Source organism: Marinobacter salinexigens, from assembly GCF_008370345.1.
GTDB classification, from domain to species: Bacteria; Pseudomonadota; Gammaproteobacteria; order Pseudomonadales; family Oleiphilaceae; genus Marinobacter; species Marinobacter salinexigens.
Window position 1 is genome coordinate 147,949 of sequence record NZ_VTUU01000005.1, and the last position, 13,708, is coordinate 161,656.

General features: G+C 52.6%; 19 protein-coding genes. 18 read left to right on the top strand and 1 reads right to left on the bottom strand.

Features of this window, described 5'->3' with window-relative positions; translation table 11 throughout:
• Nucleotides 1-39: 39 nt before the first annotated feature.
• The 15 genes from FWJ25_RS12115 (at nt 40) to FWJ25_RS12175 (ending at nt 11,148) form a co-directional block, all read left to right on the top strand.
• Complete coding sequence (locus FWJ25_RS12115; RefSeq protein ID WP_227521132.1) at nt 40-333, top strand: hypothetical protein; 294 nt, start codon at nt 40-42, stop codon at nt 331-333.
• 71 nt (nt 334-404) lie between these two features.
• On the top strand, nt 405-1,409 hold the full coding sequence (locus tag FWJ25_RS12120) for a YqaJ viral recombinase family nuclease (RefSeq protein WP_149600529.1): 1,005 nt from the start codon (nt 405-407) through the stop codon (nt 1,407-1,409).
• A gap of 304 nt (nt 1,410-1,713) precedes the next feature.
• Nucleotides 1,714-2,673: an AAA family ATPase gene (locus FWJ25_RS12125; protein WP_149600530.1), complete on the top strand. Its 960-nt coding sequence runs from the start codon at nt 1,714-1,716 to the stop codon at nt 2,671-2,673.
• Nucleotides 2,674-2,675: 2 nt separating this feature from the next.
• Nucleotides 2,676-3,416: a hypothetical protein gene (locus FWJ25_RS12130; protein WP_149600531.1), complete on the top strand. Its 741-nt coding sequence runs from the start codon at nt 2,676-2,678 to the stop codon at nt 3,414-3,416.
• A 90-nt stretch (nt 3,417-3,506) separates the two neighbouring features.
• Nucleotides 3,507-4,421 carry a DUF3150 domain-containing protein gene (locus FWJ25_RS12135; RefSeq protein ID WP_149600532.1) on the top strand — a complete coding sequence of 305 codons (915 nt, stop codon included), beginning with the start codon at nt 3,507-3,509 and terminating at the stop codon, nt 4,419-4,421.
• 10 nt (nt 4,422-4,431) lie between these two features.
• Nucleotides 4,432-6,204 (top strand): vWA domain-containing protein, encoded by a 1,773-nt coding sequence (locus tag FWJ25_RS12140; RefSeq protein ID WP_149600533.1) that lies wholly within the window; start codon nt 4,432-4,434, stop codon nt 6,202-6,204.
• Nucleotides 6,205-6,279: 75 nt separating this feature from the next.
• Nucleotides 6,280-6,573, top strand: a complete 294-nt coding sequence (locus FWJ25_RS12145; protein WP_188093619.1) for a hypothetical protein — start codon at nt 6,280-6,282, stop codon at nt 6,571-6,573.
• A gap of 81 nt (nt 6,574-6,654) precedes the next feature.
• Nucleotides 6,655-6,822, top strand: a complete 168-nt coding sequence (locus FWJ25_RS19620) for a hypothetical protein (RefSeq protein WP_188093620.1) — start codon at nt 6,655-6,657, stop codon at nt 6,820-6,822.
• A gap of 78 nt (nt 6,823-6,900) precedes the next feature.
• Entirely contained in the window at nt 6,901-7,980 is a 1,080-nt protein-coding gene (locus tag FWJ25_RS12150; RefSeq protein ID WP_188093621.1) for a DUF7146 domain-containing protein, read from the top strand.
• 93 nt (nt 7,981-8,073) lie between these two features.
• On the top strand, nt 8,074-8,436 hold the full coding sequence (locus tag FWJ25_RS12155) for a hypothetical protein (RefSeq protein WP_149600535.1): 363 nt from the start codon (nt 8,074-8,076) through the stop codon (nt 8,434-8,436).
• 637 nt (nt 8,437-9,073) lie between these two features.
• On the top strand, nt 9,074-9,469 hold the full coding sequence (locus FWJ25_RS12160; RefSeq protein ID WP_149600536.1) for a group I intron-associated PD-(D/E)XK endonuclease: 396 nt from the start codon (nt 9,074-9,076) through the stop codon (nt 9,467-9,469).
• Between the two features lie 288 nt (nt 9,470-9,757).
• On the top strand, nt 9,758-10,309 hold the full coding sequence (locus tag FWJ25_RS12165) for a hypothetical protein (protein ID WP_149600537.1): 552 nt from the start codon (nt 9,758-9,760) through the stop codon (nt 10,307-10,309).
• A gap of 83 nt (nt 10,310-10,392) precedes the next feature.
• Entirely contained in the window at nt 10,393-10,554 is a 162-nt protein-coding gene (locus FWJ25_RS19625) for a hypothetical protein (RefSeq protein ID WP_188093622.1), read from the top strand.
• A 12-nt stretch (nt 10,555-10,566) separates the two neighbouring features.
• Nucleotides 10,567-10,842: a hypothetical protein gene (locus FWJ25_RS12170; protein WP_014575775.1), complete on the top strand. Its 276-nt coding sequence runs from the start codon at nt 10,567-10,569 to the stop codon at nt 10,840-10,842.
• A 3-nt stretch (nt 10,843-10,845) separates the two neighbouring features.
• Nucleotides 10,846-11,148: a hypothetical protein gene (locus FWJ25_RS12175; RefSeq protein WP_149600538.1), complete on the top strand. Its 303-nt coding sequence runs from the start codon at nt 10,846-10,848 to the stop codon at nt 11,146-11,148.
• A 164-nt stretch (nt 11,149-11,312) separates the two neighbouring features.
• Here the strand turns inward: FWJ25_RS12175 and FWJ25_RS12180 are convergent, their stop codons facing one another.
• Complete coding sequence (locus FWJ25_RS12180; protein WP_149600539.1) at nt 11,313-11,564, bottom strand: hypothetical protein; 252 nt, start codon at nt 11,562-11,564, stop codon at nt 11,313-11,315.
• A gap of 24 nt (nt 11,565-11,588) precedes the next feature.
• Here FWJ25_RS12180 and FWJ25_RS12185 point away from each other — a divergent pair, with 24 nt between their 5' ends.
• From FWJ25_RS12185 to FWJ25_RS12195, 3 genes are read left to right on the top strand one after another with little or no spacing between them, the layout of a single operon-like run.
• Nucleotides 11,589-12,185, top strand: a complete 597-nt coding sequence (locus tag FWJ25_RS12185) for a hypothetical protein (RefSeq protein ID WP_149600540.1) — start codon at nt 11,589-11,591, stop codon at nt 12,183-12,185.
• Nucleotides 12,185-12,676: a hypothetical protein gene (locus tag FWJ25_RS12190; protein ID WP_149600541.1), complete on the top strand. Its 492-nt coding sequence runs from the start codon at nt 12,185-12,187 to the stop codon at nt 12,674-12,676. The genes FWJ25_RS12185 and FWJ25_RS12190 overlap by 1 nt, the downstream gene beginning before the upstream one ends.
• Before the next feature lie 53 nt (nt 12,677-12,729).
• The gene (locus tag FWJ25_RS12195; protein ID WP_246166801.1) at nt 12,730-13,506 is read left to right on the top strand and encodes a hypothetical protein; all 777 of its coding nucleotides are present in this window, start codon (nt 12,730-12,732) and stop codon (nt 13,504-13,506) included.
• The last annotated feature ends 202 nt before the right edge of the window (nt 13,507-13,708 follow it).

Sequence of the window (13,708 nt, forward strand, 5' to 3'; positions counted from 1 at the left end):
GGTGTTCATGCCTCTCATCTCTACTCAAGAGGAATAATCATGAATGCTCAAACTCAACCAAAGATGACGATGTTCTACTTCGATAGCTTGGAGAAGATCCGCGACTACGACTCCTTCCGAGTCAAAGCCGTTTATCTGTCTCACTCGGAACCTCAGCGCAACGACGGCCGACCGAACTTCTATTCGGTCATCGGCCACCTCCGGCCCGGTGTTCAATTTCAATATCCGGAATTCCCGGTGGCTGACTTTCCATCGGAAAGCTACGCGAGGATGTTTGCAGAACTCTGCGAACAGTACATCAAAGACTTTCCGGCCATGAGCCAGACAGCCTAAACACTCACTCTCTCAACCCAATGGGGTAATGCACCCCTTGGGCGGCATTACCCCTCCTTTGGAGATTCGTAATGCCGAAAATGACTGTAGTTGACCTGAACCAACGCTCTGAAGAATGGCTGAAATGGCGATCCCTGGGGATCACCGCAACAGATATTCCGGTAATCCTCGGACTGAGCCCCTATAAAACCCCCTGGCAACTTTGGGCTGAAAAGATCGGACGGATTAACCCGCCAGACCTTTCAGGAAATCCAAACATCCAGCGAGGTGTAAAACTCGAGGATGAGGCACGACAGATAGCCGAGGCTCGCTACGGCGAAATCTTGCTACCTGTTTGTGGTGAATGTGCGCGTTGGGATGTCCTCAGGGCATCGTTCGACGGCATCGATTCAAACAATTTGCCCTATGAGTTCAAGGCACCTTCCAAGTCCGTTTGGGACGAACTTGAAACCAAAGGCATTGAGTCTGCGACCTTCAAGCTCTACGAAGCTCAGGTCCAGACACAGCTTACTGTGGCGGGTACCAGCGTCGGCCGGCTAATCTTTTACCGAGAAGACGGTTCGGATCAGGACTTCGAAATTCGACTGACGCCGGAGCGCGAAAACCAGATTCTTGAGGCTGCCAAGCAGTTTTGGGAGTTGGTACAGACCAAGACTCCACCTGAGCTCGATCCCGAACGCGACTGGTACATTCCAGAGGGCGGAAAGGAAAAATTCAAGTGGGAAGCTCACGCGGATGCCTGGCGGACGCAACAGGAACAGATCAAGTCCTTGAAGGACAGACTGAAGGTTCTTGAAAAAGACCAGAGGGATGTCCAAAAGGCCATGATCAACATGATGGGGCCTTTTCGCCACGCTGATGTTGGTGGCGTAAAAGTCACGCGCTTCGAAAAGTCGGGATCCGTCGACTATCTCAAATACCTGAAGGAAAACTTCCCTGAGGTGGATTTGAACACAGAGCTGGAGAATTACCGCAAGCCTGTTCGTGAGGAGGTCCGGTTCACTCGTTCTGAGGATGAACTGGTTAATCGCGACTTGGATGAGGTGATTACACCGGTCAAAGCGGCTTACTTCTAAACCAGCAATGGCTGTTCCGGGGATTTTATCCTCGGAACAGTTCCATTTTTCGTGTCTGCCTTCTCTAGGGCCCTGCCAACCAGGGTGTTATGGAAGGCGGTTACCAGACCTGGTAATCCCTTGAGCATTTTGATCGTGCTTGCACGACAAAATAAGTGTCTATACCGGAATTTGAAACGGACACGTCAGCCACGGCTGTAATTCCTCTCTCTCAAAAAATCTCACTTGCCAGAAGGCCATCATCACCTTCTGGTGTGTGATGCCGCTCTGGAATTAGTGAATTCTCACTGAAAAGGAGCTTTTTATGATCGTTCGCGACAAGGCACTGCCCATTCGCAACACCTTCAACCTCGACGTTCCAGCTGAAGTAATCACAGCCGGTTTCGCCGATTCCACCAATCCCTACATTCCCAAGCGAAACGATTCCTACGTTTTCCGCCGGGAAACTTTGCGGGACATCCTGAACTTTCTGGATGATCCCGACGATGATGGGCTCTACTTCTCTGGTCATTACGGAGCAGGGAAGACCACCTTGCCTTACCAAGTTGCGTCACGCCTTAACTGGCCGACGCAGAGCTTCACTGCGCACTCGCGCATGGAGTTCGACGACCTGGTAGGCACTTGGAAATTGGTTAACGGCACGATGGAGTTCGTTTACGGCCCCCTTTCTGTTGCCATGCGTGATGGTCACCTGTTCATTTTGAATGAGGTCGATCGAGCTGATCCCGGTCAGCTTGCCGCTTTGCATGATGTCCTCGAAGGACACCCGTTGGTCATTGCGACAAACGGTGGCGAAGTGATTCACGCTCATCAAAACTTTCGGTTCATTGTGAACGGCAACAGCGTTGGTTCTGGCGACAGCACCGGCCTGTATCAGGGTGTACACCAGCTTGATATCGCCTTCCTTGACCGATTCCGGATGGTGCACGTGGACTATCCAACCGAGGACGTTGAACTGACGATCCTTGAAAAGAAGGCACCAGACCTTCCCGAAGAGCTGCGTAAAAAGATGGTTCGCGTAGCTAATCAGATTCGGAAGCTGTTCATTGGGGGTGAGGAAACGGCGACGCCGCTGACCATCACCATGTCCACGCGCACGCTGTGTCGCTGGGCAAAATTGGCTCTGGCCTTCCGAAATGCACCAAATGCTCTGTCTTATTCGCTGAATCAGGCTTTCCTGGCTAAAGCGGAACCAGAGCAACGGATTGCAATCGAGCGAATCGCACAAGACATCTTTGGTACCTCCTGGTCCAAAGGAGCTTGAGCATGAGCGACGATATCCGTGTCCTGCACTACGCCGATAAAACGTCCGATAAATATTGGGCGATAGATACGCGGCCAAACGCCAAAGGTGGTCACGATGTGTGGTATGGACGCCGTGGGAAGCCCTTGGTTTATCGTTCCTCGGATAAGGCGGATTGGAGAAGGCAGTACGAAGCGAAACTTCGCAAGGGCTACCTCAAATTCAAATCCCTGACGATCGATCGAAGCACCAACATGGTTGTTTCGAAAGACGACCTGGAGAGCAGCATTCCAAACCAGTTTTGGTTTCGGATCTCGACTCAGGTTCCCGAAACGCAGATCGCCAGCTTCTTGGCGTCTGCACTCAACACGTTCACGGAGCAATTCCGTGATGAGGCAACCACACTGGCTTCACTACCGGTGTTCAAAAGCCTTTTAAGTGGCAGTCACAGCGGCGGCGCGGAACTTTCCGAAGGTCCGTTGGCGATTCTGCTGCTGTTTGCTCTTCGTCGGCATCTGACTGAGCAAGGCCCCTCAGCCTCGCTCTCATTTGCACCCATAGAAATTGTGGACGACGACAATACTCTCCTGACGGACAGTTTCGATGAGCTCGCAGAGCTTTATGGAACGTCCAAGGAGTTTTCGGACATGCGTCAGAGCTGTCCCCCTGCTGACTTCAGGAAATACGCCATCGCACTGGGCGCAATCGAGGCCCCAATTGATTTGACGGTAATTGAGTCAAACACAAAGGCCGCCTTTTTCTGAGTCTTTCCTCGACCCCGGTTCTCTGAACCACAACTCACCGCCGGCCTCCGGCGGTACACCCTCTTCTCATAATTGCTTAGGAGATAACACATGGAATTCATCCATGGGACCACTCTTGTCCATCTGAAAATGCGGTGTTGGAGCGGTGAGAAAAAAGCCTCTCGCGACAGTGATATCCGATTGGGCACAGACGGCAATATGCCACCACAGAAACTGCTGGATTTGGGTCGAAAGAAGATCTTTCCTCCCAAAGCTCTCGATCCATTGCTCAGTAAGCGCAAATCGGCAGAAAGAGCATGTCTGGCTGAAGGCACACGTTTCATGGGCGGATTCGCTGTACGCGATGAAGCAATTGATGACGTAGTTGCCAAACTCGAAACCGTGAAGGCCGGATTTGAATCCGCGTTGCAGCAATTTCTCAATGATTTTGACCGCAACAAGGAAGACTGGATCGCGGAGAACGAAGAGTACGCTCACATCATGCGGGATCAGGTTCCTGACCGTGAAACCGTGGCGAGCGCATTCAAGTTCGAATTCAAGCTCTACAAAATGCAGCCCCTGGAAGGCTTCGAACCGGATGAGGCAGAAATTGCCGATCAAATCCTGCACGAAGTCGGACTGAGCTGCCGTGAGATGTCCGACCGTCTTCTGGAGCGGAAACGCGCCATCGGCGGAAAGACACTTTGCAAACAACTCGACCCATTGGTGACCAAGCTGGACACCCTGAGTTTCGGCAACGGCCGGATTCTTAGGGTTCTTGGCGAATTCCGCGCGCTGTGTAGCTCCATCCCAGCGGAACGAATCGACCAGGATCATCCTGTGTTCGGCAGGGTACTGACGTTCCTCACGATGTGTTCTGACGATAAAAAGTTGGAGCGGATCGTGTCTGGAGAATTCTCGGTGACAAAACTGATCGCCGGGCTCCAGAGCGGAAACGCACAGCCCCAGGTTTCACCTTCCTCAACCTATCCAACCACTGCATCAGCAATGGGCGCCTACTTCTAGGAGCGGAACTATGAACCAAAGACAATACGCTCTCGAGCGGGCATTACCAATCGTGGCAGCTGCCTATGGTGAGCAATTTGGTGTGCGCGTCGTGCTTTCGGGCTCAGACGCCATGACAGATGGCAAAACCATTGTGCTGCCTATGCTGGACAACATGAGTGAGATGAAAGATGTGCTGTTTGGCTATCTCTCTCACGAAGCAGCTCATATTCGCGAGTCCAGTTTCGACACCTTAAAAAAGTGCCGGTCTGAGATCGAAAAGAGTATGACCAACTTGATTGAGGACATCCGGATTGAGCGTGCTATCCAGCACGCCTTTCCCGGGACTCAGTTCACGCTGGAAGCCATGGAGAACTACATCCATGAGCGAGGCTGGACACCCGTACCAACCACGGCAGAAAGCGAGGCATCACAATTGTTTCGTTACCTCTACCACCGGTTGTATGGGGAGTTTCTGGATCGGCAGGTCTACCAACCGCTGATTCCAGAGTCTTTGAAGGTCTTGGAGCAGACGTTTCCCAGAGGCTTCTTCGTTCGTTTGGACGGGCTGCTGGCGAAATACATGATGTCCATGACAACGAGTGATGACGCTCTCAAGGTGGCCCGGGCCATTTTGAAAGCGTTAAAGGATGCCGAAAAAGAGGAAGAGCAGGAGCGAAAGTCCGGCCCGGATAGTGATTCGTCACAGCCGCCTGATCCGTCACCCGACGGCCAGGGGGATTCTTCGGACCCGAACTCCAACTCAGACAGTTCCTCATCTGAGAATGGCGACAATCAGGGGGATTCCTCTCCTGAAGCCGCTGACCAGACAGAAGGCCCGTCGGATGCATCCGGTGAGCAATCAATGTCTGATCAGGACTCAGCTGGTGACCAGGCAGAATCGGACTCGTCTTCGGACGATTCCAGCGACGCTGGCGCAGGAGGCACCTATGAACGGGTTATGTCGGAGCAGGATATGCCGACCAATCCCGGTCAACAGCTAAAAGAAGACTTGTGCTCACAGGCCCGTGAAGACCAGTCCGGTAAATCTTTCGAGATTGATACCGGTGTGGGCCAGGACATGAGGAACGGTAACGGTGACACGAGTGAATTGCAGGCGGGCATTTTGACGTCTTCAAGCATTCGCAGCCGATTGCTGGGACTTCTACAGGCTGAAACCCGACAGCGCCAGTGGTTGCATGACCGCGGGCGCCGCGTTGATGGCCGTCGTCTAAGCCGTTTGGCTGCAGGCGACACTCGGGTGTTCATCCAGCGAGATGAACACAAGAGGCCTGAAACCTCGGTTCATGTGCTGCTCGATACGAGTGGTTCCATGAGCCAAAGACAGGAGATTGCCAATCAGGCCACTGTGTCGTTGGCGCTGGCTATTTCCACCATCCCGAAATGTGACATCGCGGTGTCGATGTTTCCGGGTTGTGGGGGGAGTGTCAGTCCGATGATCCATCGTGGACAACCGGTGAGACCCAATCTTGGGCGCTTCCTGGTCAGTTCCGGCGGTGGCACACCTCTGGCTGAAGCAATGCTCTACGCGGCACGGGAACTCAGTGCCAGTCATAAACCACGTCAGGTCCTGATTGTGATTACCGACGGTTCTCCGAACAACGGTCACGCAGTCAACTACCTGCTGGATCTGATGAAACACCAGATCGACACCTATGCCATTGGTATAGGTTCAAACGCTGTGAAGTCATATTTTGGGAATTGGACCGTCATCAACGATGTGAGGGAGCTGCAATCAGCTTTGTTTCGCATCGCCGGCAACGTCCTCGATCTCGATCCCTGACTCCACAATCTTCCAACAGCCCACGCGGGAACACATCTTCCCGTTGGGTTGGTGTGTTCTTCGCAAGGAGGACGCATGGAAACCTCTCGGAAACCGGACTTCTGTGAGCCTTCGGGCCCACGACAGGAGATCCCCGAATCAGCCTTCGCAGATATTCGTGAACGGCTTCTAATCGAGTCAGTAAAAAGCGCCTTTGGCATACGTCAGCACGGTGGTGTTCGCAAACCGTGCGATGAAGCCTGGGAGTGGATTCTGTCCGAAAACCGGGAAATGCCCTTCTCATTTGCAGCTTGCTGCAGGGAGTGGGGCGTGGATCCGGAAACAATGGTCGAGTGGCTGCGGTACTACCGCAAGAAGATGCTTGGCTAAGAAAAGACCTCAACCCTCTAAGGGACACACTCTGTCCCTTGGGGCTGGTGTGTTCCCTCAATACTCAAAAGGAAACGCACCATGTCTCAACAACCTGAACTCTCGATTGAGCACGGCCTGACCACGCGGAACGGCAAGCCAATCCGACTCATGACGATCTATGAGCCCCGGAAAACCACCGAATTGTTTTTCCAACAGTTTGGGAATACCTGGGTGCAATACAAAAGAGTCGTTCTGACGCTTCATTGATGATTGAAAGGGCCCCGGCCCTTTCTTACTCACTGCTCGGCAGTGTCCCTTGAAAAGTTCACTGTCTGGAGGAGAACCATGGAAAAACGAAACTCAACTGCTCTGAAACGTCGCATGGAAGGACGTTGGCTCAGTGCTTTCCTTGCACTGGCGCCAGCCCTCGAAACTGCGGTCAATAAGCTTGGCCAGAACGTGCCTTGTCCCGTTGACGGTGGTACCGATGGCTTCCGGCTGTTTCGTGACGCCAACACCACTGGTGGCGGCGTAAAACAGGCTTGGCGAGTGATTCCCGAAGGCATCGACATGCTGATGTGGGTGAACGATTGGTCATTCACCAAGACCTACGACGAACTTGAAGCCTTTTTGGGCGGAAGGATCGTGGACGCCAAACCTATCAGGACGCCCAAGACTCAGATCCAGGACGATTCAAAGCTTCGGCTTTGGCTTAACCAGATCTGGGGGGGTGCTCTGCCACTGAACGACCTGCGATCGTACCCGGCGAGAGCCTATTTCGAACGCAGAAGTCTACGCACAGCAGCGATGCTCGCCGATGACCTGCGGTTCCACCCGTCACTCAACTACGTTGGTGCCGACGGTCAAACGCTGGGTCAGTACGGCGCGATCCTCGGTCTGGTCCGCAACAATGCGGGTGAACCAGTCTCGATTCATCGGACGTTCATCACCAAAAGTGGGCTGAAGGTCGAGTTTTCCGACGGCAAGAACAAGTCGCGAAAACTCACGCCGGCGGTCAACAAAGAAAGCCGCGGACGCCAGATTCGCGTGAACCCGGTGAAAGGAACCGTTATGGGTGTCGCAGAAGGACTGGAAACAGCTCTTGCGGTAACACTCATGACGCAGCTGCCAGTGTGGCCAACGCTTTCGACGACCATGATGCAATCGTTTCTGCCGCCCGAATGGGTAGAAAAGGTTCTGATTTTCGTCGACAAAGATCGTAACCAAGCGGGTGAAGTCGCTGCCAACACGCTGGCCGAGAAGCTCAGTCTTCTGGGCCTGGATGTTCAGCTGATTTTGCCATCAATTCCGATGCTCGAATCGGATTCAAAAGGTGTGGACTGGGCGGACCAGTTGAAGCGTGACCCTTCTGGTTTTAGCCAGATTGGAAACCTATTAAGGGACCGTCCACGACAGACAGCTTAAACCACAAACTGCCGACCTCGGAGAGCAAGCCAACCCTCTCCGGGGTCTGGCTTGTTTTCTCTGAGCGAGGTCATGCCTGGAGAGAACACACGTATGAAATTGCTTTACCAGAAACTCAACAAACTACGGACGCAGGATCTGATCATTCAGAAAATGCGCTACCGGCGAAGCACCAGGTTGGTGGGCAGTCTGAAAACGATGGCCTACGCTGCCTCAGCTTTAATGGCCGGACACCTGTTCCAAACCTTTGCCGATGGACTGGAACTTTCCAGTTTTGACGCAATCGCAATGGTTCTAGTGATGTGGTTGCTCGCCATCATTCTCATGTTAGAAGTGGAAATGGCTCGCGATCTCGCAGGACATGAACTGATCCAGGATCTTTTGGTGCTGCGAAGCCAGCGGCTGAACTTGACTGTCAGTAAGGGTTCCGCTCCAATGACAAGAGGTAAACAGTGATGGGCAATGCCATGTCAGTTTTTCTCATGTTTGGAATCGTCCTAACCTTGGTAGGCACAGTCGGTACCGGCTTTGTGGTCTATCAGCGCCGCCTTCAGTGGCAAGAGATTTGTCGCCTGGCGGATCAACAAGACTGTCGAAAATTGAAATAGACACACAAAACCCGCTTCGGCGGGTTTTTTTCTTGAGCTCGATGTCCCCATGCTTTCATTGGAAAGCGAACCTTTTTGCGACACAGCGACCGGCTATTTTTAATGGCTCTGACAAGGCCCAGAAGACTTCACATCGGAGAAGCTTTTTAATTCTTAGTACTAGTGTTCCCCCCATAATTACAGACGCACCATCTCCGGTGACGCCTCATGGAGTAGCCACACCAACATTCTGCTCGACACTTGGATTGACGCTACCCCCTATCGCTGATAAATTTCAAATTCAAATTGATCACGGCCCTTAGGGTCTGATAGCGGCATTCACGAAAGATATTCCGTTCGGGGTTCTTCGAGGCTGGCAGTCTTTGTCGCTAGATGTCAGTTGTAGCTGCATGGTGATTGTAAATTGGGGATCAACCTTTAGGGTGATCCGGTTCGTATTCGGGAAGCCATAGCCCGACATACGGCATCAATTTATAGGTGCCATCATGCCCATAAAAAACGCGCAGCGTACTGCCCCCGCATACCGACACTACAAGCAAATTTCTTACGAAAACCTAGCCGCTAGCTGGTTTACAGCTGATGGCTGGGAAGTGTTTATGCCAGTTACAGACCATGACCGGAAAACAGATCTTGTTGTGGCAGACGACAACCACTACTACCGCATACAAGTGAAGTCACTGGAAAGTGGCGATGATAACGTTTTCGTTGAGAATAAGTGGCGCGACGCCAACATTGACTATGTTATCTACTTCTCGCGCACCTCCAACTGGGGCTATATCACTCCCGCCTTTTCAGAAGCTAGGCGCAGACTCAACTCTGCGGGCCATGTGCGCTTCCATCAACATCAGAAGCCCTTTGCGAGGGCGTTCGATAAAGCATGAGTTTTACCCGTTTGCTGCGAACAGTAAGACTTTGTTGATATGGCTGAACAAGCGATTGACCTGACCCCATTTTAGGGCCTTCCAGAGTTGCGGAAGAAAAACTTAAAGTACTGTCCGGGGTTAGTTGACCACTACAGTATGCCTCCCGTAGCTCTCCGCTTCTGGCGCCCCACCTAAAAGCTGCCAACTTTATTATGATCCCACATTTGACGGCGGCATAAGGCTCTTGCCCGTGAATAATTCCGTGAGAATGTAAGAACAAGTAAATAAAACAGGGATATCGCGGACATGGGTTTCACATCAGAGCTATTCAAGGCGGTTACTTTTCAAGGTCTGTCCAGTACACCGGCTCGCCTGATTGCGGCTGGAGCGTCACTGGTCATCTGGGCCTTGTCAGTGTTTCTTCTGGTTGAACTGAGCTTTCGCTTCGAGGCGGCCGGCATCGCTGATCAAGTGGGGTTGGTTGCGGCTTCGATCATCCTCGTTCACTACTCACTATCAGGACGATTCTTGCTGGCGGACATTGCTACCTGGATGGCTTTGCGCACACCGGTCGGTGTTTTGTATCGGAATGATCGAGAGATCCTGGGTAGAGCACGCGAAGTGATTCTTCGCCTGGCTGAGCAACACTCTCTTGCCAGTTTCCTGCCCTACAGCAACATCAACCCCGCGGTTGCGTGCGCCGACGCCTTTCAAATTTTCAAACAGCAGGAAGCTGGGACACTTCAGTCGTGGTTGGATGACTCGCAGAATCTGAATACAGCCGCATACCTGGTGTTCCAGATTGCGCTCGTTGAGCAGGCTCTGGCCGCCGGCGACTACCCGAAACCAGAATTTTAAAAGGTCACACTCCGCTGACCTTTTGATTCCCAATTCGTCGAGTGCCCTCAATAAACTGGCCAAAAGCTCAGGAGGGCGCCTTCATGTTCATCACCACACCGTTAATCAGATGGCTCGTTAACCGGCTTTTCCAGTCCGGAAAGATCGACGGCCAGCAGCGTGAGCAGCTTCTGTCTCAGGATCGGCAGATCAATGTGGTCATCACAGGCGCCGCACTGGTCCTTTTCGCTTCACTTTTTCTCTGACGGGGTGACCCATTGACCAATATCGTTCACGCGAACTTCGGCGGCCGGCTTTGTGATGGGCAATTTTTCAATGCTGACGTGTACACGGAAAACCGAACCAAGTACCAGTTCGAGGCAACGGCCGACTCAGCCACTGCGGCTTATTTCCGAATCATCGCTCTCGCAGTAAAAGAGGGGATTTCAGTGATTCGTCTCGTGGCGATGTTCGATGGAGTCCTAGCAGACAGAAAAGCCGATCATCCGCCCATCAAAGTATGGTCGCGTCCGAAAATCGCGTCTGGGTTGTAAAAGATGTTTTCCCGCTGGCTTCGCTCGCCCCGGTCATACCCGATCCTCGTTGTCGTGGCTGCTGCGATCGCGATGTTTGTCATCATCCAGATGGGTGACCCGGTCAGCATGACGTTTCCCCTGTTGCTCTTCATCTCCGCGAAAATGGGAATTCTCTTTGCCTGCGTAGAGATCGGGCTCTCTGTGACGGGGCTTTATAAGGAGAAAGAGCGGGTGTATCGCAGCATCAGTCGAGCAATCACCGCACTGGGCATGTCGATCAGCTTCATGTTGTTGCTTGGCGCGTTTGAGCGGGCTTTAAGGTGAGGGCGGTAACAATGAATGTCATGCGGGTTACCAAATTCCACACTGCTGACGCGGCCATCGAACGAAGTTTATTTCAGTTGCTCGAACACTTTTCTAAGTTTTGCCTGATTGAGTGCAAGAGGCAGAACGTGATTCAGATTCCCTCAGAGTGCCCGGTCCTGGTTTTAGACAATCTGGACCTGGCAAGGGATCCGGAAACCATATTGGGCAGCGTGATTGCCCAATCCCGCCCGCAGGATGTTCTGATCGTTGTTGATCATCAACCAGACAATTGGCTTTTGGCTTCCGCCGGACTGAGACCAGTGGTTCACCTCGTTCTGGGCTCGACAGGCCACCTCCACCATAAACCCAACAGGCACCAGCCCGACGTTCCGGCAACTGCTTCGATTACGACGGCACTGGCTTGCCTGGAACATGCTCGAGCTGCATAGGACGACATCATGAGTGAAAACAATCAAATCGAGGCTGAAGCGAATCCGAAATCGGATCCTTTGGACGCTAGCACCCCCGTTTCATATGACAACGAAGAAGTCGTCTGGGAGGGCAGTCCATCCCAGATAGTGAATCTTGGCAGCTTTATCTTTTGGGGCCTTGTTTTTGCGGCAGCCGGCGTTGGCCTGGTGTTGTGGAACGCAGGCCTTAAAGCGCAATACACACCACTGATCGATCAAGTCGTCACGTATTCAATCTACGGGCTTCTCATCGTTGGCGTCCTGAACGTTCTCATGTCCTACCTAACTGTGAAGTGTGAGCGAACAGTTATCACCCGCAACAAGATCAAAGAAGCGAAGGGCATTACCTCAATTTTCCGCCAAGAGTTGTTCTGCGAGATGTCAGAGGTCTCGGATATCAAGAGTCCGCCGGCAGGGCTCATGGGGCTGTTCGGTCTGTCCACGCTGGTCCTTGAAACAAAAGATGCGGATCAACCGATCATTCGAATTCGAGCGATTCGAAATCGTGATGAGCTGGTGCAGAAGATTCTGCCGATTTGGCGGAAGCTCAAAATGGACCGCAAAGGCTACTTTGGAGATAAGTGATGAAAAAACTGACCCTGTTGCTCCTTTCGGCAGGCCTGAGCACATTGGCGCTCGCCGATCCCCCTGAATTCGACCGAAAGTCTCTGCGTTTGGCAACGGAAGCGAACGCCAAAGAATTGGTTGAAATTTACTACGACAAGGCTGCGGTTGGTTTGTCTGATCGAGATTTGAATGTCTTCTACAGTCGGAAATACCGCCGCTCTTTAAGCGGATTAGTCGCTCATTTGTCCCAGACGACCGGCCAGGGCGCTGACATTGAGCAGCATCGTGTTCTCGAACTCGAACGGATGAATGCAAAGTGCGAGAGCCTCACGTTCCAGGCCGCCAAAACCTATGGTTCTCAAACCCGGCAATCTGAACTGCATTACCTGGTGACCAACACCTGTGTGGACTACGTTCCGACAATTGCACGCACCATCGAGCTTCGCTACTCAACAGACATCGACAGTTGGCAGATCGACGAGGTAAGGGACCGGGAGCTCGTGAAATGAAGAGGTTAGTCGGCTCTCTTTGTTTGGTAGGTGCCATGATGGCTGGACCGGTCTTGGCCTCCTCTGAAGCTCTTCCTGGTAAGCCGTTCCCAGAGGTTACCTTTGATCTCGTCTCGGAAATTTTCGGTCACAACCTGGACACCAGCGAAGAGCGCCTGCAAACGCTGCTTTTAGCAATCGGCATGGACCACACCACGCCAACGTCGCCACATTTCGAAGAAGAGGTTGGTATCCCTTTCATTGTTCATTACGGACCGAACCACTGGGTAAACAGGCTGGCCAGCGGGGACATGAGTGTTGATGTCCTGGTCAACAATGCTCTGCTTCTGCTGTTTGCTGAAGCGGATATACCGAATAGGGACAAGGCTGCCTATGACCTAATGAAAAAGGCCTCAGAACAAGGATACTGGCCGGCGGACTATTTTGTGGCCGAAACCAATCTTCTGAAGCATTTGGTCAAAGGGCCGGACGTTGCCATTCCTATGGCGCCAATCATTGAGAACAGTGGTCTCAGAGAGGTAGCGCAAGAGACGATGGACGCCTTCAGCCGATGTGCCGAAGTTGGTTTTGCGCCCTGTCGCTACCGGGTGGGCTTCTGGCTCTCCAATTCCAGGCAGAACCTTCAGGACGGTTTGAAAGTCCTTCAATCCGCCATTGATGTGAACCTGAAAGACACGCGTTACGAGGACAAGCTTGATGGGGCTCTCGTTGCCGCAGCCCATGAGTTGGCAACGCGGGGTGAAGCAATTGGCTTGGATTCAGACACCGTAAACCAGTACAGACAACTGATTGATCAATACAGCAGGAGTGCGAGCCGCCTTCTGAACTAAATGCGGCAATACCAAGGCAGGTATGAAATGAAAGAATCAGAATTTTACTGTGGTTATTTTACGGCTGATAGGAGCGACCAACACGGATTTGCATCCTTGCATGAGGCTGAACAAAAGGCGAGGGCGCTTGCTGCAGAATCCGTAGACCCTGCGATTGCTGTATGGGACCGCTCGGGTAAGCCCTGTGTGCTGATCTGGGGGT

Coding starts and splice junctions, on each gene's coding strand:
- FWJ25_RS12140 (WP_149600533.1), top strand. CDS start 4,432: ATGAACCAAAGACAATACGCTCTCGAGCGGGCATTACCAATCGTGGCA.
- FWJ25_RS12130 (WP_149600531.1), top strand. CDS start 2,676: ATGAGCGACGATATCCGTGTCCTGCACTACGCCGATAAAACGTCCGAT.
- FWJ25_RS12190 (WP_149600541.1), top strand. CDS start 12,185: ATGAAAAAACTGACCCTGTTGCTCCTTTCGGCAGGCCTGAGCACATTG.
- FWJ25_RS12150 (WP_188093621.1), top strand. CDS start 6,901: ATGGAAAAACGAAACTCAACTGCTCTGAAACGTCGCATGGAAGGACGT.
- FWJ25_RS12160 (WP_149600536.1), top strand. CDS start 9,074: ATGCCCATAAAAAACGCGCAGCGTACTGCCCCCGCATACCGACACTAC.
- FWJ25_RS12135 (WP_149600532.1), top strand. CDS start 3,507: ATGGAATTCATCCATGGGACCACTCTTGTCCATCTGAAAATGCGGTGT.
- FWJ25_RS12145 (WP_188093619.1), top strand. CDS start 6,280: ATGGAAACCTCTCGGAAACCGGACTTCTGTGAGCCTTCGGGCCCACGA.
- FWJ25_RS12120 (WP_149600529.1), top strand. CDS start 405: ATGCCGAAAATGACTGTAGTTGACCTGAACCAACGCTCTGAAGAATGG.
- FWJ25_RS12175 (WP_149600538.1), top strand. CDS start 10,846: ATGTTTTCCCGCTGGCTTCGCTCGCCCCGGTCATACCCGATCCTCGTT.
- FWJ25_RS12125 (WP_149600530.1), top strand. CDS start 1,714: ATGATCGTTCGCGACAAGGCACTGCCCATTCGCAACACCTTCAACCTC.
- FWJ25_RS12165 (WP_149600537.1), top strand. CDS start 9,758: ATGGGTTTCACATCAGAGCTATTCAAGGCGGTTACTTTTCAAGGTCTG.
- FWJ25_RS19620 (WP_188093620.1), top strand. CDS start 6,655: ATGTCTCAACAACCTGAACTCTCGATTGAGCACGGCCTGACCACGCGG.
- FWJ25_RS12155 (WP_149600535.1), top strand. CDS start 8,074: ATGAAATTGCTTTACCAGAAACTCAACAAACTACGGACGCAGGATCTG.
- FWJ25_RS12180 (WP_149600539.1), bottom strand. CDS start 11,564: ATGTTCCAGGCAAGCCAGTGCCGTCGTAATCGAAGCAGTTGCCGGAAC.
- FWJ25_RS19625 (WP_188093622.1), top strand. CDS start 10,393: ATGTTCATCACCACACCGTTAATCAGATGGCTCGTTAACCGGCTTTTC.
- FWJ25_RS12185 (WP_149600540.1), top strand. CDS start 11,589: ATGAGTGAAAACAATCAAATCGAGGCTGAAGCGAATCCGAAATCGGAT.
- FWJ25_RS12115 (WP_227521132.1), top strand. CDS start 40: ATGAATGCTCAAACTCAACCAAAGATGACGATGTTCTACTTCGATAGC.